At 64.4% G+C, this 17,826-nt stretch carries 15 protein-coding genes; 7 read left to right on the top strand and 8 right to left on the bottom strand.

What is annotated here, in order from left to right; genetic code table 11:
- Positions 1-40 precede the first annotated feature (40 nt).
- Genes KF715_01790 through KF715_01780 form a run of 3 tightly spaced genes read right to left on the bottom strand, consistent with a single transcriptional unit; the run spans position 41 to position 2,828 of the window.
- Positions 41-388, bottom strand: a complete 348-nt coding sequence (locus KF715_01790) for a hypothetical protein (GenBank protein ID MBX3735395.1) — start codon at positions 386-388, stop codon at positions 41-43.
- Positions 389-412: 24 nt separating this feature from the next.
- Positions 413-1,945, bottom strand: coding sequence for a YifB family Mg chelatase-like AAA ATPase (locus tag KF715_01785; GenBank protein MBX3735394.1), 1,533 nt, complete (start codon positions 1,943-1,945; stop codon positions 413-415).
- A 22-nt stretch (positions 1,946-1,967) separates the two neighbouring features.
- Positions 1,968-2,828, bottom strand: a complete 861-nt coding sequence (locus tag KF715_01780) for a hypothetical protein (GenBank protein ID MBX3735393.1) — start codon at positions 2,826-2,828, stop codon at positions 1,968-1,970.
- Between the two features lie 82 nt (positions 2,829-2,910).
- Here KF715_01780 and coaE point away from each other — a divergent pair, with 82 nt between their 5' ends.
- From coaE to KF715_01750, 6 genes are read left to right on the top strand one after another with little or no spacing between them, the layout of a single operon-like run.
- Positions 2,911-3,501 carry a dephospho-CoA kinase gene (gene coaE, locus KF715_01775; GenBank protein MBX3735392.1) on the top strand — a complete coding sequence of 197 codons (591 nt, stop codon included), beginning with the start codon at positions 2,911-2,913 and terminating at the stop codon, positions 3,499-3,501.
- A 14-nt stretch (positions 3,502-3,515) separates the two neighbouring features.
- Positions 3,516-5,462: a transcription termination factor Rho gene (gene rho, locus KF715_01770; protein MBX3735391.1), complete on the top strand. Its 1,947-nt coding sequence runs from the start codon at positions 3,516-3,518 to the stop codon at positions 5,460-5,462.
- A gap of 30 nt (positions 5,463-5,492) precedes the next feature.
- Entirely contained in the window at positions 5,493-7,208 is a 1,716-nt protein-coding gene (tadA, locus tag KF715_01765; GenBank protein MBX3735390.1) for a Flp pilus assembly complex ATPase component TadA, read from the top strand.
- Between the two features lie 15 nt (positions 7,209-7,223).
- A complete protein-coding gene (locus KF715_01760) occupies positions 7,224-8,306 on the top strand; it encodes a type IV pilus twitching motility protein PilT (protein MBX3735389.1) in 1,083 nt (360 codons plus the stop codon).
- Positions 8,307-8,319: 13 nt separating this feature from the next.
- Entirely contained in the window at positions 8,320-10,017 is a 1,698-nt protein-coding gene (gspE, locus tag KF715_01755) for a type II secretion system ATPase GspE (protein ID MBX3735388.1), read from the top strand.
- 1 nt (position 10,018) lies between these two features.
- Positions 10,019-11,335 (top strand): type II secretion system F family protein, encoded by a 1,317-nt coding sequence (locus KF715_01750; protein ID MBX3735387.1) that lies wholly within the window; start codon positions 10,019-10,021, stop codon positions 11,333-11,335.
- Between the two features lie 22 nt (positions 11,336-11,357).
- On the opposite strand, the gene KF715_01745 is transcribed toward KF715_01750, so the two are convergent.
- Positions 11,358-12,002 carry a PEP-CTERM sorting domain-containing protein gene (locus KF715_01745; GenBank protein ID MBX3735386.1) on the bottom strand — a complete coding sequence of 215 codons (645 nt, stop codon included), beginning with the start codon at positions 12,000-12,002 and terminating at the stop codon, positions 11,358-11,360.
- A gap of 109 nt (positions 12,003-12,111) precedes the next feature.
- Positions 12,112-13,107, bottom strand: coding sequence for an HD domain-containing protein (locus tag KF715_01740; GenBank protein ID MBX3735385.1), 996 nt, complete (start codon positions 13,105-13,107; stop codon positions 12,112-12,114).
- Between the two features lie 111 nt (positions 13,108-13,218).
- On the opposite strand from KF715_01740, the gene KF715_01735 reads away from it, so the two are divergent.
- The gene (locus KF715_01735) at positions 13,219-13,794 is read left to right on the top strand and encodes a hypothetical protein (GenBank protein ID MBX3735384.1); all 576 of its coding nucleotides are present in this window, start codon (positions 13,219-13,221) and stop codon (positions 13,792-13,794) included.
- Positions 13,795-13,839: 45 nt separating this feature from the next.
- Here the strand turns inward: KF715_01735 and KF715_01730 are convergent, their stop codons facing one another.
- From KF715_01730 to rho (KF715_01720), 3 genes are all read right to left on the bottom strand, one after another.
- Positions 13,840-14,529, bottom strand: coding sequence for a trypsin-like peptidase domain-containing protein (locus KF715_01730; GenBank protein MBX3735383.1), 690 nt, complete (start codon positions 14,527-14,529; stop codon positions 13,840-13,842).
- Between the two features lie 202 nt (positions 14,530-14,731).
- Entirely contained in the window at positions 14,732-16,462 is a 1,731-nt protein-coding gene (locus KF715_01725) for a hypothetical protein (protein ID MBX3735382.1), read from the bottom strand.
- 109 nt (positions 16,463-16,571) lie between these two features.
- The gene (rho, locus tag KF715_01720) at positions 16,572-17,759 is read right to left on the bottom strand and encodes a transcription termination factor Rho (protein ID MBX3735381.1); all 1,188 of its coding nucleotides are present in this window, start codon (positions 17,757-17,759) and stop codon (positions 16,572-16,574) included.
- Positions 17,760-17,826: the final 67 nt, after the last annotated feature.

The raw sequence follows: 17,826 nt of genomic DNA, 5'->3' as shown, positions 1-17,826 counted from the left end.
GGGGATCGGGGACTGGAACGGGGAAAGCCGGAGCGAACTTTCAGCGATGCGGCATGGCATGCGCGCGATCGCACAGCCACCAGAGCAGGAAGAGCAGCGCGGTCGCCGCCAGGGCGCAGAAAGGACGGAGCGTCAGCGCCCATGCTGCGCCAGCGTCACCGCGTCGCCCGGCTCGAAGGGCTTTGCGCGCACAGACTGCGTAGATGAGAGGATAGGTCAGCGCGAGCAGCTGAGCGGAGCCGGCGAGGAAGATGAGCGCGACGGTTCGCGGCGAAAAGGCAACAATGTTGCCGAGGCTGACGCACCAAAAGAGTGCGGCCACGAGCACAAAAGGCCAAGCGAGGAGCGGCAGGCCAGCGAGGACGAGGAGAACGTGGATGGGGTTCATCTCGTTTGGGTGCGGAGAGGATTCTCAATAGAACACGTTGCGGTCGAGGGAGCGGTATTGGATCGCTTCGAGGAGGTGCGGCGCGGCGATTTGCTCGGCGCCGGCGAGGTCGGCGATGGTGCGGGCGACCTTGAGGATGCGGTCGTAGGCGCGGGCGCTGAGGGCGAGTTGCTCCATCGCTTGCTGCAGCAGATCGCCGAGCGACGAATCAAGGTGGCAGTGGCGCTTGATGTGCGTCTGCGACATGCGGGCGTTGGCGGTGACGCGGGAGCCGTGGAAACGCGCGCGTTGCACGGCGCGGGCGGCTTCGACCCGCGCACGGAGGTCGGTCGAGGTTTCGCCGGGCTGGTCGTTGCGCAATTCGGTGAGCGACAGCGCGGGCGCCTCGATATGGATGTCGATGCGGTCGAGCAACGGACCGCTGACGCGGTTGCGGTAACGTTGAATCTGCGAGGGAGCGCAGCGGCACTCGTGTTTCGGGTCGCCGAGATAGCCGCAAGGGCAGGGGTTCATCGCGGCGACGAGCATGAAGTGGCAGGGCAGGGTGATCTTGCCGGCGCTGCGAGAGATTTGGACGGTGCCGTCCTCGAGCGGCTGACGGAGCACTTCGAGGGCGGAGCGTTTGAACTCGGGCAACTCGTCGAGGAAGAGCACGCCGTGGTGCGCGAGGGAAATCTCGCCGGGGCCAGGCACGGCGCCGCCGCCGAGCAGGCCGACATCGGAGATGGTGTGGTGCGGAGCGCGGGCGGGACGCTCGAGGAAGCGCACCTCGCCGTTGAGCGTGGCGCCGGCGGCGCTGTGGATGCGGAGGATCTCGAGGTATTCGTCGAGCGTGGGCTGCGGCATGATCGTGGGCACGCGTTTCGCGATCATGGATTTGCCGGAGCCGGGCGGTCCGATCATCAGGAGATTGTGCCCGCCGGCGACGGCGACTTCGACGGCGCGGCGGACGGCGTGCTGGCCTTTGATTTCGGAAAAGTCGACGTGCGCGTCGGCGTTCGCGGCGCGGCTCGGCTGGCGCGGCGCGCCGGGGCGGAGTTTCGCTTCGCCCGCGAGGAAACGGGCGGCTTCGTCGAGGGATTTGACGGCGTAGACTTCGACGCCTTCGACGAGGGCGGCTTCGTCGGCGGAGATTGGCGGCAGGAGCAGGGCGCGTTTGCCGGATTGACGGGCCAGCACGGCGAGGGCGAGGCCGCCGCGCACGGCGCGCGTGGCGCCGGAGAGGCTGAGTTCGCCGGCGATGAGGAACTCGTCGAGGCGGTCGTTCTTGAGTTTGCCGTCGGCGACGAGGATGCCGAGGGCGATGGGGAGATCGTAGAGGGCGCCTTCCTTGCGCAGGCCGCCGGGCGCGAGGTTGATCGTGGTGCGCGTGCGCGGCATGCGGAAGCCGGAGTTGCTGAGCGCGGAGAAGACGCGGTCGTCCGACTCCTTGACGGCGGCGTCGGGCAGGCCGACGAGGATGAGTTTGGGTTCACCGGTTTCGCCGGTGTTGACCTCGACGGACACGGGCACGGCATCGATGCCGACCAGGGCGGCCGAGCAAATCGTAGCGAGCATTCTGCGGGCGTGGGAAGTGGAGCTAGGTAGTCACCAATCCTTCCTGGGCGCGGCGGCGGACTTCAGCGATGTTGTCCTCGATGGCCTGCAGGTAGGGGTTGGTTTGGCCCGTGAATGTAAGGTAGCGATGAACGGCGTCGGTCTCGGTGTCGAGCATCGGGCGCACGAATTTTTCCCAGAAGTCCGGTGTCTTCGTCTTCAAATCGACGACGGTGCGATAGGGACGTCGCTCGGGCGGCACGCCTTCGTGATCGAAGGCTTCGGTGAACTCGGCGAAAAGGTAGTCGAGCTTGTCCGCGTAGTCGGGCGCGCACATTTGCGAGAGGTAGTCGGCGGTGACGAGCAAGCAGGCCATGCGGCGCGCGGTGGCGTGGCGGAATTTTTGTTCGCTGATGCGGTTGCGCGGACCGGTGCAGCCGATGGCGGCGCAGACATCGGCGAGTTCATCGGGTTGCACGCCGAGGTCGGGCAGGTAGACGCGGGCGAAGTCGCAGCTGCGCCGCTCGTGCACCATGGTGTATTTCGCGCCGGTGCCGGCAGTGTCGCCGGCGAGCTTGAGGAAGCCGCTGTCGTGCAGCAGGGCGGCGACAACTGTGAGCTCGGCGGCGCGCTGGCCGAAATCGGGCAGATCGCCCTGACGGCGTTGACCCGCGATGAGGTCGGCGACGCACACGGTGGCTTGCAGGGTGTGCCCGAGATCGTGGTAGCGCATGTCGTTCGCCAGATAGCCGGGGCGGTTGCCCCAGAAGGCGGCGGTGACGTCGGCGAGGACGCGCTCGATCAACGCATGACTCGAATTCCAGCGTAGTGCCGAGAAGACTGCCTTCAAGTGGGTAGCGGTCGCGCCGGGCTCTTTGGCGACGATGGCGGTGGGGAGGGCCATGCGGGTGAACTCGAAATAGGGTTTGCCCCTCATGCAGCAAGCGCATTTGTTTGCGTGTTCACGCATGGCCCAACGTGGGAATTTGATCGTCGGCCTGACCGGCGGGATGGGGTGCGGCAAATCCACCGCCGCGGCATTGTTCGCCGAGCTCGGCTTCCGCCGGCTCGATGCGGATCGGACCGTGCACGAAGTGCTTTTGCCGAGCGCGGAGGTCATCACCGCCATTCGCGCGCGGCTAGGCGATCAGGTGCTCGGGGCGGACGGCAAGGTGGACCGGACGAAACTCGGTGCCGTCGTCTTCGCCGACGCGGAAGCGCTGGCCTGGCTGGAAAACCTGCTGCATCCGCGCTTGCGGGCGCATTGGGACGAGATTTACGCCGCGGCACAGGACGAGAAGTTCATTGTCGAAGTGCCGTTGCTCTTCGAGAAACAGCTCCAGAATAGATTTGATTTCACGGTCTGCGTAACCACATCCTCCGACCTGCAACTTAGGCGGCTGGAGCAACGTGGTGTCTCCCCTGAGATCGCCCGCCAGCGCCTCGCCAAGCAGCTGCCCCTGGCCCGAAAATGCGAGTTGGCTGACTTCGTTCTCCTCAACGACGGCACCCTTTCATTTTTGCGCGAGCAAGTCAGCGAACTGGCCCGTCGCCTTTCCCTCATCCACTCTCACTGACCCGCCATAACACGATGGCCCTTCCCCCGAAGTCCGACGAGGACACTCCCAGCTCCGCGCCCGAAAGCGGCGAAGCTCCCAAGAAACGCACGCGCACCCGTTCGCGCCTCTATCGCTCGAAGAAAGGTGCGAACGCCAGCGCCGACGCCGGTGAAGCTCCGGCGGCCCCGACAGCGGAGAAATCTGCTCCCGCTCCCGCGCCGGTGCAAACCGAGTTCGCGGCTGAATCGCGCCGCGAGGAACCGCCGCCGGCACCCGCGCCGGAACGCCGCGAGCGCGCCGAAGAGCGTCCCGCAGCAAAGGAGGCCGCGCGCGAGACTCCGCCTTCGGCCGATGCTGCTCCTGCGCCGACGGGCGGAAGCGATGCGGGTGCCAGCCCGGCACCTGCGCCAGCGCCCGCTGACGGCGGCGGTGGCGGCAACGAAGGCTACAACGGCGACCAGCAAGGCGGTCAGCAGCAAGGCGGAGGTGGCGGCGGCGGAAAGTTCAACCGCTGGCGCGACAAGAAATTCCGTGGCGGCAAATGGGAAAAGCACCGCGGTGGTGGCGGACAGGGCGGCGGCAACGGCGGCCAGCCCAAGCATCCGCAGCAACCGCCCCCGCCGAAGGGAGAAATTTATTACGGCGAGCTGCCCGATCCGGCGCGCTTCGCCGACCTCGCCGCGCTCGACACGCTGGCGGACGATATCGCGGCGAAGAAAACCGATCCGCTCTGGATCAACGAACTCTACGCGCTCGGCCACGCCGAGTTGACTGCGAAAGCCCGCGAGCTCGGCGCGAAGCTCGAAGGCGTGCCGAACCGCAAACAGCTGCTCAGCGCGGTCTTCGTGGCTGCGGCCGAGCAGAAGATTCCGTTGCTCGACCAAGGCTGGATCGATCTCACGGATCGCGGCTTCGGCTTCGTCGTCCACGATTTCGTCAACTACCGGCTGTATCCGGAAAACTCGTTCCTGCCGGACGGCTTCGTGAAGAAGCTCGGCCTCAAGCGCGGCCACCACGTCGAGGTGCAGGTCCAGGCGCCGCAGGGCAACGACCGTTGCCCGAGTGTCGTGCGCATCCGCAAGGTCATGGGCGGGAAACCCGAGGATATTTCGGCGATCAAGCCCTTCGAGGAGCTCACTCCGTATTATCCGCTCCAACGCATCTGGCTTGAGTCGCAGACCGCGAAGGACGTTTCGATGCGCATGGTCGACATCATCACGCCCGTCGGCTTCGGTCAGCGCGGCTTGATCGTCGCGCCGCCGCGCACCGGCAAGACCGTCCTGATGCAGAACATGGCGAACTCGATCGCGGCAAACTCGCCCGAGGCGAAGCTCATCATTCTGCTCATCGACGAGCGCCCCGAGGAAGTCACCGATTTCCGCCGCCACTGCAAAGGCGAGGTCGTCAGCTCGACTTTCGACGAGACGCCCGAGAACCACGTGCACTGCGCCGAGATGGTGATCGAGAAGGCGCGCCGCCTCGTGGAGCACGGCGAACACGTCGTCATCCTGCTCGATTCGATCACGCGCCTCGCGCGCGCCTACAACGCGCTCGCGTCGAACTCCGGCAAAATCATGTCCGGCGGTCTCGAGGCCACGGCGCTGCAGAAGCCGAAACGCTTCTTCGGCTCCGCGCGCAACATCGAGGGTGCCGGCTCGCTCACGATTCTCGGCACCGCGCTCGTCGACACCGGTTCGCGCATGGACGAGATCATCTTCGAGGAGTTCAAGGGCACCGGCAACATGGAGCTCCACCTCGACCGCGATCTCGTCAACAAACGCATCTTCCCCGCGCTCAACATCGACAAATCCGGCACGCGCAAGGAAGAGCTCATCTATCACCCGGACGAGCTCGCGCGCATCTACTCGCTGCGCCGCGCCATGCAAGGCGTGCCCGCCGCCGACTCGATCGAGATGCTCATCCAGCGCCTCAAGAAGACGAAGACCAACGCCGAGTTCCTGATGAGCTTGAATCGCTGACGCGCCTCCGCGCCGGTCAGCCCGCTCCGCTTGACCACCGCCGACGACTTCGTCCTGCAACTCGCCATCGATCGCGGCCTCGTGACCGCGGCAGCGGTCGAGTCGGCGCGGCGTCTCGCGGCGGAGCACACCGACCTGACGACCGCCGCGCCGGATGTGCTCGAATCGCTCTTCGCGAGCGGCGCGCTCGATCGTCGTGCGCTGGCCGAAGCCACGGCCCACGCGCTCGGCATGCCGTTTGTCGTGGTCGGCGAACATCAGATTCCGGGTGACGTGCTCGCGACGATTCCGCGGTCGTTCGTGATGCGTCACGGTGTTTGCGCCGTCGCGTTCGATGGCGACGCCGTGCAGGTCGCCGTGCCTGATCCTTTAGACGCCGATGTGTTGGACGGGCTCGCGCATGTCTGCGAGCGACGCGTCATTCCGGCGGTTGCGGCGAGCGACGACTTGCAGCGCACCATCGCGCGCCACTACGGCCGCGAGTCCGACGAATTGGAGGACCTGACCGGTGGCGCGGGTGTTTCGGACGCAGGCGGAGATGCGGTTTCCGCCGTCGATCCGACAGCGAAAGACAACGATGCACCCATCATTCGCCTCGTCCATTCGATCATTCACGAAGCCGTGCGGCGTCGCGCCTCGGATATCCATCTCGAGCCGCTCGAGCGCCGTTTCCGCGTGCGCTACCGCATCGACGGCGTGCTCGTGGAAGTCGATTCGCCCGCGAAACGCCTGCAGCTCGCGCTCATTTCGCGTGTGAAGATCATGGCGAACATCAGCATCGCCGAGAAGCGGGTGCCGCAGGACGGACGCATCCAAATCATTCTCGGCGGCAAGCAGCTCGATTTGCGCGTTTCGTCGCTGCCGACGGCGCACGGCGAGAGCATTGTCATGCGCATCCTCGACAAGGAGGGTTTGCGCCTCGGTCTGCCGGAACTCGGCTTCTACGGCGACGACGAGACGGATTTTTCGAAGCTCATCTCGTCGCCCGATGGCATCCTGCTCGTGACCGGGCCGACCGGCTCCGGCAAGACGACCACGCTCTACGCGTGTCTGCACCACCTCAACAAGTCCGACCGCAAGATCATCACCGTCGAGGACCCCGTCGAGTATCAGCTCACCGGCATCAATCAGGTGCCGGTGCGGGCGGAAATCGGCATGACCTTCGCGTCCGCACTGCGCGCGATGCTGCGCCAGGCACCCAACATCGTGATGGTCGGCGAAATTCGCGATGCGGAGACCGCCGACATCGCGATCAACGCCTCGCTGACCGGCCATCTCGTGTTCAGCACGCTGCACACGAACGATGCGCCGAGCGCCGTCACACGCCTGATCGACATCGGCGCCAAGCCGTTTCTTGTCGCCGCCTCGCTGCGCGCGACGATGGCGCAGCGCCTCGTGCGGCGCGTCTGCCGCAACTGCGCGCGCGACTACACGCCGACCGCGCGCGAGCTGCTCGCACTCGGCGCGAAACCGGAGCAGTTGAAGAGCGCGCGTTTCATGCGCGGCGTTGGCTGCGCCGAGTGCAACGGCACCGGCTATCGTGGACGCATGGGGATTTTTGAGATCTTTTTGATCTCGGACGACATTCGCGCGATGATCTATGCGAATGCGAGTGCCACGCAGTTGCGCGCCCGCGCCCGGCGAGACGGCATGCGCACCATGCGCGAGGACGGCGTCCGAAAAGTGCTCGCCGGTCTCACCACAATCGAGGAAGTTGTCTCCGTCACCGTCGGCGATCTCGACTGACCGTCCCTTCACGCCATGCCCTACGAAATGAATGACCTCCTGGAGCTGGTCGTTGATCAGAAATGCTCCGATCTCCATCTCCAAGTCGGCACGCCACCCACGCTGCGCATGCGCGGCAGCATGACGCCGATCGACGGCCCCGCGCTCACGCCCGCCGACACCGAAGGCCTGATGCTCTCCATCACGCCGGACAACCACGTGCAAAACGTGAAGCTGAATGGCGGCACCGATTTCGGCTTCGCGTATCTCGACAAGGCGCGTTTCCGCGTCTCCGTGCTCAAGGCCAAGGGCAACTACGGCATGGTGCTGCGCCAAATCCCGAACCAGCTCTTCGACCTCCGGCAAATCGGCCTACCCGACAAGATCAAGGAGCTGCTCTACCGCCCGCGCGGCCTTTTCCTCGTCACCGGTCCGACCGGCTCCGGCAAGTCCACCACGCTCGCCTCGATGGTGAATTACATCAACGAGAACCGCGACGGCCACATCATCACCATCGAGGATCCGATCGAATACTACCACCCGCACAAGCGCTGCGTCGTCACCCAGCGTGAGATCGGGCAGGACGTCCCGAGCTTCTCCGAGGCGATCCGCCGCGCGCTGCGTCAGGATCCGGACGTGATTCTCGTCGGTGAGTTGCGCGACCTCGAGACGATCGAGGCCGCGATCTCCGCCGCCGAGACGGGCCACCTGGTCTTCGGCACGCTGCACACGAACAGCGCCGCGAAGACCGTTGACCGCATCGTCGACGCGTTCCCGGCGAACATGAAGGAGATGATTCGCACGCAGCTCTCGACCTCGATCATCGGCGTCATCTCCCAGTCGCTCTGCAAAAAGAACGGCGGCGGACGCATCGCGGCCTACGAAATCATGGTCAACACGTCGTCGATCGCGTCGCTCATCCGCGACAACAAAACGTTCCGCATCACCTCGGATATCCAGACCGGTGCCGCGCTCGGCATGATCACGCTCGACACGCACCTGCTCAGCCTGGTCAACCGCGAGCTGATCGATCCCGATGAGGCGGTCGAGAAGGCGCAGGACCCCGAGGCGATGAAGAACAAGCTCGTCAGCATGGGCGTGAAACTGCGCGCGGTGTAACTGCAGCCGCGCGATGTTCGAGGGCCACGACCAGTCCGTCTTCGATCTGCTCAGCGAGCAAAAGCTTGTCGAACGCTCCCAGCTCGACCTCGCGTTCGAGGAGCATCGTGCGAGCGGCAAACCGCTCGCGAATGTCCTGCTCGAGCTGAACCTCGTGGAGCGCCCCGCGCTCCTCGGTGCCGTGGCCGAACACCTCGGGGCGGATTGCGCGCAGGAGCTGCCGGCGACTTTGCCGGGCGAGGCACTCGCTCTCGTCGACGGCACGCTCGCGCGCAGCTACGGCGTCGCGCCGTTGACCGCGGATGTGACGTCGGTGTCGTTGCTCGCCGTCGATCCTTTCAACCCGCAACTCGTCAACGACCTCACCTTCGCGCTCGAGCGTGACGTGCGTCTCGTGGTGGCTGATCCCGAGCGCATCGCCTCGCTCATCCAGCAGCATTACGGCGACGAAGACGCATCGCTCGATCAGGTCATCGGCGAAATGCAATCGCAGCTCGACGGCACGGCGGCCGACGATGCCGACATCTCCGACGCCGACCTCGAGGAAATGGCCGGCCAGACGCCGATCATCCGTTTCGTGAACTTGGTGCTCAGCCAGGCGATTCGCGACAAGGCGTCCGACATCCACTTCGAGCCGTTCGAGCACGAATTCAAGATCCGCTATCGCATCGACGGTGCGCTCTACGAGATGGCGCCGCCGCCCAAGGCGCTCGCGATGCCGATCATCTCGCGCGTGAAGGTCCTCGCGAACCTCAACATCGCCGAGCGCCGCGTGCCGCAAGACGGACGCATCAAGCTCACGGTCGCTGGACGCGCCGTGGATTTGCGCGTCTCCACGCTGCCGACCCAATTCGGCGAGAGCGTCGTGTTGCGTGTGCTCGACCAATCCGCGGTGCAGCTGAATCTCACGCAGCTCACGATGCCCGCGCCAATCGAGGAGTCGGTGCGCGAAATCATCCAACGGCCGAATGGCATCTTCGTTGTCACGGGTCCGACCGGCTCGGGCAAGACGACGACGCTCTACAGCTGTCTGAAGGAACTGAATTCGCCCGACGTGAAGATCCTCACGGTCGAAGATCCCGTCGAATACGAGATCGACGGCATCATGCAGGTGCCGGTGAACTATTCCGCCGATCTCACCTTTGCGCGCGCGTTGCGCGCGTTCCTGCGCCAGGACCCGGACATCGTGATGGTCGGCGAAATTCGCGATCTCGAGACGGCGCAGATCGCGATTCAGGCGTCGCTCACGGGGCACCTCGTGCTGTCGACGCTGCACACGAACGACGCGCCGGGCGCCGTGACGCGCCTCGTCGACATGGGCATCGAGCCATTCCTGCTCGCCTCGACGCTGGAAGCCGTGCTCGCGCAACGCCTCGTGCGCCGCATTTGTCCGGATTGCCGGACGCCTTACGAGCCGAGCGACGCGGTGCTCCGGCAGGCCGGCATCGATCGTGCGCAACTTGGCGGACGACCTTTCTACGAAGGCAAGGGGTGTGTCGCATGCCATCACGGTGGCTACCGCGGGCGCTTGGGAATTTTCGAAATGCTCAAGATGAACGATGCGATGCGAGATCTCGTCGTCGCGGGCGCTTCGCTGGTGGCTTTGCGCCAGAAGGCGATCGAGCAGGGCATGCGACCGTTGCGCGAGGCGGGCTTGCAGGCGATGCTCGCGGGCGAGACTTCGCTCGAAGAAGTTCTGAAATACATGTGACATGCCGCGCTTCGCCTACACCGCCCTCGATCATCGCGGCGACGAAAAGACCGGCCAACTGGACGCGGCGTCGTTGGAGAGTGCGACAGCGGCTTTGAAGTCGAAGGGACTCTTCCCGATGGAAGTCAGTGCTGCCGCCGCTCCCGCGGGAGTGGCGAAGATCGAAGTGACTGCTGCGTCGCGCAAGGCGACACCATCGAAACCGCCGCCCGTCGCCACTCCGGCGAAGAAGCCCGCGCGCGCCCTCGACATGGAGATCAAGCTGCCGTTCGTGCGTCCGGTGGCGGCGAAGGAACTCTCGGTGTTCACGCGCCAACTGGGCACGCTGCTGAAGGCGGGCATGCCGCTGTTGCGCGGACTTGAAGTGCTCGGTCGGGCCGAAAAGAACCGCGCCTTCCGCAAGATCATCGAAGCGCTGGCCGAGGATATCCGCTCCGGCGGCACGCTGTCGGAGGCGATGGCGCGGCACGCCCAGGTTTTCGACCGGCTCTATGTGAACATGATCAAGGCCGGCGAGGCCGGCGGCGTGCTCGACGTGGTGCTCGATCGTCTGGCGAAGTTTCAGGAGAAGAGCCTGCAACTCCGCGGCAAGGTGAAGGCGGCGATGGTTTACCCGCTGATCGTGATGACCGTCGCCGTGTTGATCCTGGCGGGCCTGCTCGTGTTCGTGGTGCCGAAGTTCAAGCAGATCTTCGCCGACCTGCTGAAGGGCGCGCCGCTCCCGCCGCTGACGCAGGCGGTGCTCGCGGCGAGCGAGGCCGTGCGTTCGCACTATCTGGTCGCCGCCGGCGTGCTCGTCGGCCTGTGGCTGGCATTCAAGGCGTTTAAAAAGACGCCGCAGGGCGCCCGGCTCATCGACGGTTGGGTGGTGCGGGCGCCGATCTTCGGCGAACTGATCATGAAGTCGCTCGTGGCGCGCTTCACGCGCACGCTCGGCACACTGCTTTCCAGTGGGGTTCCGATCCTGCAGGCGATCACGATCACGCGCGACACGACGGGCAATGCGCGGGTGGCTGCGGCGCTCGATGTGGTCCACGATCGCGTGAAGGAAGGCGACCCGGTGGCGAAGCCGCTCGAGAGCACGGAGGTCTTTCCGCCGATGGTGGCGAGCATGATCGAGGTCGGCGAACACACGGGCCAGTTGCCCGATATGCTCAACAAGGTCGCAGATATCTACGACGAGGAGGTCGACACGGCGGTGGCCGGGCTCAGCTCGTTGATCGAGCCGCTGCTGATCGTATTCCTCGCGCTCGTCGTCGGCACGATCGTGATCGCGCTTTTCCTGCCGATCATCCGGATCGTGCAGTTGCTGACGTGAGGAGCGAAAAAGAGAAACAGCGTCAGAGCACGCGCGACCGGACCGCTGACAGCGCATGCTTCCGGCGCCAAATGATGAAACCGAGGGCACTGCAACCGAAGAGCAGCGCGTAGACCGACGGTTCGGGAACGGCCGAGCCTTGGCCGGTGACGGTCCATGTGCCGATGACTTGATCGCGAAAGAGAATATTTCCCGAAGCTCCGAGCGCCGGCAGGTAATTCGCGACGGCGCCGTGCGTGAAGGTGGCGCTGGAGAGGTCCCAGACCGAGGCGCCAGTGAAGGCGGCGGCCGACGTGCTGAAATCCACAGTAGCCTCATCGGCAGAGCTGTTGATCAACAGGTCAACGTAGGAGGCACTGGTGATCTGGTCAAAAACCTGCAGGAGGTTATACGTTCCTTGTTGGTTGTGGTCACCGAGCGTGGCTGGGTTGGCGAAATCGCCAAAGCCGACGTTCGAGTCGGTGTCGTGCGAGAAGAAGCCGACGAGGATGATGGTATCGAGGTTGGAGCCGGTTTGGTTGACTAGTGCGTTGCTGCCGGTGCCGGAGAAGGTGACGGCGGACAGATTCGACCAGTCGATATTGATTTGGGCTTGGGCGTTCGCCTTGGCGAATCCGAGGAGGGCAAGCGTCAACCCGAATAGGGTGCGCAGTGACGTGGAGGTCATGATGCGGGTGCGTGGGATGCGGCGGGGACGTGAAACTGGCGGCGGAAACTGCCGCGGGGCTCGATTCTTGCAAGCCCTTTAACCTCGCCTGTCCCGCACGGAAACGACGCTACAACGAGGGCTTTGTCAGCAGCAGCTGCGAGTTCAGGCCGAAGTGGCGCTCGGAAAATTCCTCGGCGGGATTCTCGCCGGCGTGGCGGAGGAGGCGCTGCACCATGCCCATCTTCGCGTCGAGGTCGTCGACTTTCGCGACGAAGACGGCTTCAGGCGTGGCGGCGATGACGGCGGCGCCCCACTCGAGTTCGCCTTGGTGCGAGAGGACGATGTGTTCGAGGCGTTCGAGGAGATCGGAGGCGAGTTTCACCTTCATGCCGGCTTTGCGGACGAGTTGATAACCGAGGACGACGTGACCTTGAAGGAGGCCGCGGCGGCTCTTGGAGGTGACGAGGTCGCCTTGGTATTCGATGACTTTGCCCGTGTCGTGCACGAGCACACCGGCCATCGCGAGATCGGCGTTCACCTCGGGATAGAGCGGCAGGAGTGCGCGGGCGGCACGGGCCATGTGTGTCGTGTGCTCGAGCAGCCCGTGGCGGTAGGCGTGGTGCATCGCGACGGCGGCGGGCGCGATGCGGAATTGTTCGCCGATGTCGTCGAAGACGGCCTGCACGGTGGCGCGGATCTCCGGGTGTTGGATCGATGCGATGTGTTGCTGGAACTCGGTCCAGAGCGCGTCGGCGTCTTCGGGCGCGGTCTCGACGAGATTGGCGAGGACGGTCGAGCCGGCGAGTTGCTCGGTCGAGATGGACTCGGCGCGGAGCAGTTTCGGCGAGAAGGCGTCGCGGTAGTAGTCCACCTCGGCTTCGATGCGGACGACGCCACCGTCGCGGGTCGTGGAGAAAAGTTCGAACGCCGGCGCGTCGCCCCAGACGTTGACGGAGAAGCTGCCGGTCTTGTCGCCGAGTTCGACGGAGAGGAAGGGGTTGCCGTTCTTGGCGGTCTTGGTCGTCACGCGGCGCACGAGCAGAACGCTGGCGAAGGTGTCGGAGCCGTTTTTGTCGAGCGCCTTGATGTCGCGCACACAGAGCAGGGAAGAGAGGTCGGCCATGTGCGCGAGTTCAGCGGATGCGGTGGCGTTGGCCAACAAAAGAATCACTGCGGCTGAGGGGCGATTTGGGCTAGCTTTCACTCGGGGCGCACGTAGACAGATGGTTCCCGCATGGAGCTGAATCTTCATCCTCTCGCCACAAAGTGCTATGTGTCCGGCCGCGAATTCGCGGAGGGCGAGCGTGTCGTGTGCTATCTGGTGCGCGAGGCCGACGGGTTGACGGGGCGTCGGGACGTGCTCGAGAGCGAGGCAGCGAACATGCAGGCGCCGGCGGAGATTTTTTGCCGCTGGGTCATCAGCTACAAACCGCGCAAGGCGGGCGAGAACGCCGATCGCAACTTGAAGATGACGGCGGAGAATCTGTTCGTGACGCTGGCCGACCCGACGAATCCGCCGGACGAGACGAACACGCCGCTGCTGCAGTTCCTCGCGCTCATGCTGGAGCGGAAGAAGATTTTGAAGCCGCGCGGAAAGACGCCGGAAGGCGCGCGCAACATTTTCGAACACGCACGCTCGCACCAAATGTATGAGATTCCGGTCGGCGACCTGAATGCGGAGTTCTTCGTGAAGATCCAAGGTCAACTGGACGTGCTCGTGGGCGCGCCGAAGAAGAAGGCCGAAGAACCCAAGGCGTCGCCGGCGAATGTCGACGTGGCTAGTGGCCCAGAAGCGACGCCGGCCAGCTAAGCGCTGAGGCGGTGTTTCGCGCTGGTCCGACTCTGGCGAGGCATTCTATTGGGCATTTGAAAGGAGTGCGACAAACGACGTCGACGGATTGCCAAATCCAAAGACCTTTCCTTTTAGGTCTCCGCCACCGAGGTTTATCGCGACGACCTCTCCCTTATCGTTCAAAATCGGGGCTCCGCTCGTGCCTGCCAAATTCATCCCTGATTGGTCGTAGGAATACTCGATGGACGCTTTGCCGACCCGCGAGACTACGGCACTGAGCAGCCGCAATTCCTGTTCGCCGCGTGGCCGAGCGAGGAGATACACCTTTTCTCCGACCTTTGGCGAAACTGCTGAGATGACCAGCGTAGCGCCGTGGTAGTTCGAAAGGCGAAAAGCGGCGATGTCGTGCGCGGCGTCGCGTTGATCGAAAGCCTTCGCCGCCGGAATGAACATCATCTCTGACGAAACCAAGATGAGCGACGGGTGATCCATAGATGAAGCGGCGAGTGCAGACACAAAATTTTTCGCTTCAGTCGGTGAGAGATCGCGTTCGAGGCCTGCTGCGGGGCCGAACAAGTGATGTGCGGTCACGAACACCGGAGCGCCGTCGATGCGCACAAGAAAACCGGTCCCGGCTGTCAGGGAATCGTAGCCTGTCAGAAACGTGGGTTTGAACACCACGTCGCCCGGCGGATTTGGCGCGGCGCAGAGTGAGCACGCCACAAGAAGGAATGCAGATACGGAGAGTTTCATCGGCAAACGGCGATAGATAGCGGAGAGCGAGTCAGTCACTCTCCCGTCGGCTCGTGCGGAGGAGAAGATGGCAACGTGGCGGTATCAAGCACTGACTCGTCAAAAGCCGTGTGTGGGGATTGCCTGCAAAACGAAAAAAGCCCGCGGGTTGTGCGGGCTTTGAGTGTGAGACGGAGCAGAGCAGGCGGGGCGCCCGCGCAACTCAGGCGCCGACGAGCGTGACGTCGGGCTCGAAGGCGACTTGCAGCCGGTAGATCTGGCCGGGGCGCATGATCAGCGGGTGGTCGCGCACGAAGTTCTGCACGTAGTGGAGCTTGCCGTAGTTGGTCTTGAACTTCGGATCGGCGGTCACGACCTCGGTCTCCTGCCACGCCGCGTGGAAGTCGTCCTTGATGACCTGGCAACGATGGCCGTTGGCACCGAGGATCGGCGAGGTGTCGAGGCGATACTTCGAGTGCGGCGTGCCGATGACGAGGCAGAGGCGGAATTTGTCGAGCTGCACCTGGTTCTTCACCGTGTAGGCGAACTCGGCACTGATCTTGTTGCCGGAGAAATTCCACTGCACCTTCACGCTGCCGATGCCTCGGACGAGTTCTTCCTTCGTGTTGATCAGCTCGGGCTGTTCGTAGCGGAAGAAGAACGAGTTCTTCAGGCCGAGGCCGGTGACGCATTTCTGGCCGTAGAACGAAGGGAGGGTGACGTTCTCGCCGAAGGTCAGCTCGGGCTGCATGATCGGCAGGTAAACGTTGTTCGGCCAATCGAAGACGCCGGGCGAGTGCGGGAAGGCGAGGCTGTCGGCCGTGGCGCTGCCGCCGGAGCTGACGAGCGGGAGCTGGAAGTGCAGCCCGGATTCTGCGTCGCGGTAGAGGAAGAGGCCCTGTTCCTTGCGGTTCGATTTGTCGAAGATGACGAAGCGGCCAGTGGTCTTCACGGGCTCGGCTTTGCCGGCTTCCATCGTCATGTTGACGACCTTCGCGAGGCGCGACCACTGGCAGAGGTAGCGCGCGGCGTCGAAGTTGGCCATGCGCGTGGTGTGCGTGGCGTAGGTGGTGCGCTCTTCGTCGCGGACGTCGAGGAAGCCGTGTTCCTGGTCGAGATAGGTCTGGAAGAAGAAGTAGAAGAGGCGGCGCAGGATGTCGTAATACTTCGGCTTCTGGTCGTCGGGGATCCAGCCGTCGCGCAGGCCCTGGAGGAGGAGGCTGATGCAGTGCATCTGGCCGTAGGCACCGGCGGCTTTGCCGTAAGCCCAGCCGAGGCCGTCCGCGCGGACGAGGTCGGGCATGAGCTTGATGTATTTCTCGGCGTAGGTGCGGAGGGTGGGGAGCTTGCGCTCGCGGAGGGCGGAGTTGGCGTGGAGTTGGAGCGCGGAGCGCACGAACACCAGCGTCATGACGCCGTAGAGATTGAAGTGGCCGCCGATGCCGGGCTCCGCGTCGTCGAAGAAGCCGTTGGAGCTGGTCTGCTCGATGCGCTCGACCATGCGCTCGATGAGGCGCGAGGTTTCGTCCTTCTTGGAGAGGCCGAGGGAGAAGCGGCAGACGGCTTTGGCGACGTTGAAGGCCTGCCAGTAGTTGTCGTAGTCGCTGCGGTGGAGGAGCTGCTTGTCGAGGCGCTGGCGGGTCTCGTCGACGAGGCGTTCCCAGACGGGATTGCGCTCCTTGGAGGGGCCGAAGCAGAGGAGGCCGAGGGCGGCGTAGGCGAGGCCGTTTTCGCCGGAGGGCTCGGTGAAGGCCTGCGCAGTGATGCAGCGGGCGGCGAGGTCGATGAGGTCGTGGCCCTTGAGGGTGGTCTCGCCGGTGGCGCGATAATACTCGCCGAGGGCGTAGGCCACGTGGCCGGGTTCGTCGGAGCGGGGATTCTCGCCGGAGATCGGAGTGACGGTGCCGTCGGCGTTGATCGAGTCGAGGTTATGGCCGAGCATCGAGCGGGCCATGTCGAGACATTGCTCGGAGAAGCTATTCATTCAGGAGGGCGGGCAGATTGGTTGGGTTGGGAGAGGTGCGGCAAGGTCGGATTTGCGTCGTGACGTGAACGTCGCGGGCTTACCGGGCGATGAGCTTGAGGAATTCCGCGTTGTTCTTCGTCTTCGAAAGGCGAGTGACCATCGTGTCGGTGGCTTCCTCGATCTTTTGCTGGACGAGCGCGCGGCGGAAGAAGTGGATGCCTTCGAGGTTCTTGGCGTCGAGGAGAAGCTCTTCCTTTCGTGTGCCGGAGGATTGGACGTTCACGGCGGGCCAGATGCGCATCTCGGCGGCCTTGCGGTCGAGGACGAGCTCCATGTTGCCGGTGCCCTTGAATTCCTGGAAAATCACGTCGTCCATGCGCGAGCCGGTTTCGACGAGAATGGAGGCGATGATGGTGAGTGAGCCGCCGTCTTCGGTGTTGCGGGCGGAGGCGAAGAGCTGGCGCGGTTTCTCCAGCGCGCGGACATCCAAGCCGCCCGAGCCGGTGCGGCCGGAGTTGCGCTGGGTGTTGTAGGCGCGGGAGAGGCGGGTGAGGGAGTCGACGAAGAGCACGACGTCCTTGCCGGCTTCGACGAGGCGCTTGGCGCGTTCGATGCAGAGCTCGGCAATGCGGATGTGGTTCTCGACGGACTCGTCGTTGGACGACGCCCAGACTTCGGCTGGGACGCTGCGCTTGAAGTCAGTGACTTCCTCGGGACGCTCGTCGACGAGGAGGATCATGACGTGGCACTCGGGGTGATTCTCAAGGACGCCCAGCGCCATGTCGCGGAGAAAGGTCGTCTTGCCGGTGCGTGGCGGGGCGACGATGAGGCCGCGCGTGCCCTTGCCGATGGGGCAGAAGAGGTCGACGACGCGGGTGGTCATGCGGCCGTCCTTCAGCTCGAGCTTGAGGTGCTCGTTGGGCGTGATCGTGAGGAGATTGGCGAACTCGACGACGCGGCGACGCGCCTCGAGGTCCATGCCGTCGACCTTTTCAATGAAGCGGACCTTCGGATTGGGGAAGCGCTGATCGGGTGTCGCCTGAGCGGTGATCATCGAGCCCTGGCCGAGCTTGAAGCGGCGGATCAGCTCACGCGGCACGAACGGGTCGGTCGGACGCCGCTTGCCGAAGCGCGAGAGGTCGAGCAGCTGGCCGTTGCGGCTGTTGTCGAGGTCGAGGATGCCTTCGACGCGAATTGAGTTGTCCGGCTGTTGCGGGGGTTGCGCGGCCGGATTCTGTTCGGAAGCCTGCGACGCGGGGGCGTCGGGCTGTTGGTCTTTTTCCATAGCAAAACGGGAGTTCGGAGCTGCCGAGACTTGACCGCTAAATCCGTGGGAGCCATTTACTCCCTTC

Origin of the sequence: Candidatus Didemnitutus sp. (assembly GCA_019634575.1) — a bacterium.
In the GTDB taxonomy this organism is placed as follows: domain Bacteria; phylum Verrucomicrobiota; class Verrucomicrobiia; order Opitutales; family Opitutaceae; genus Didemnitutus.
This window is presented reverse-complemented; position numbering and strand designations above follow the sequence as displayed.

Coding starts and splice junctions, on each gene's coding strand:
- KF715_01790 (MBX3735395.1), bottom strand. CDS start 388: ATGAACCCCATCCACGTTCTCCTCGTCCTCGCTGGCCTGCCGCTCCTC.
- KF715_01785 (MBX3735394.1), bottom strand. CDS start 1,945: ATGCTCGCTACGATTTGCTCGGCCGCCCTGGTCGGCATCGATGCCGTG.
- KF715_01780 (MBX3735393.1), bottom strand. CDS start 2,828: ATGGCCCTCCCCACCGCCATCGTCGCCAAAGAGCCCGGCGCGACCGCT.
- rho (MBX3735391.1), top strand. CDS start 3,516: ATGGCCCTTCCCCCGAAGTCCGACGAGGACACTCCCAGCTCCGCGCCC.
- KF715_01760 (MBX3735389.1), top strand. CDS start 7,224: ATGCCCTACGAAATGAATGACCTCCTGGAGCTGGTCGTTGATCAGAAA.
- gspE (MBX3735388.1), top strand. CDS start 8,320: ATGTTCGAGGGCCACGACCAGTCCGTCTTCGATCTGCTCAGCGAGCAA.
- KF715_01750 (MBX3735387.1), top strand. CDS start 10,019: ATGCCGCGCTTCGCCTACACCGCCCTCGATCATCGCGGCGACGAAAAG.
- KF715_01745 (MBX3735386.1), bottom strand. CDS start 12,002: ATGACCTCCACGTCACTGCGCACCCTATTCGGGTTGACGCTTGCCCTC.
- KF715_01740 (MBX3735385.1), bottom strand. CDS start 13,107: ATGGCCGACCTCTCTTCCCTGCTCTGTGTGCGCGACATCAAGGCGCTC.
- KF715_01735 (MBX3735384.1), top strand. CDS start 13,219: ATGGAGCTGAATCTTCATCCTCTCGCCACAAAGTGCTATGTGTCCGGC.
- KF715_01730 (MBX3735383.1), bottom strand. CDS start 14,529: ATGAAACTCTCCGTATCTGCATTCCTTCTTGTGGCGTGCTCACTCTGC.
- KF715_01725 (MBX3735382.1), bottom strand. CDS start 16,462: ATGGCCCGCTCGATGCTCGGCCATAACCTCGACTCGATCAACGCCGAC.
- rho (MBX3735381.1), bottom strand. CDS start 17,759: ATGGAAAAAGACCAACAGCCCGACGCCCCCGCGTCGCAGGCTTCCGAA.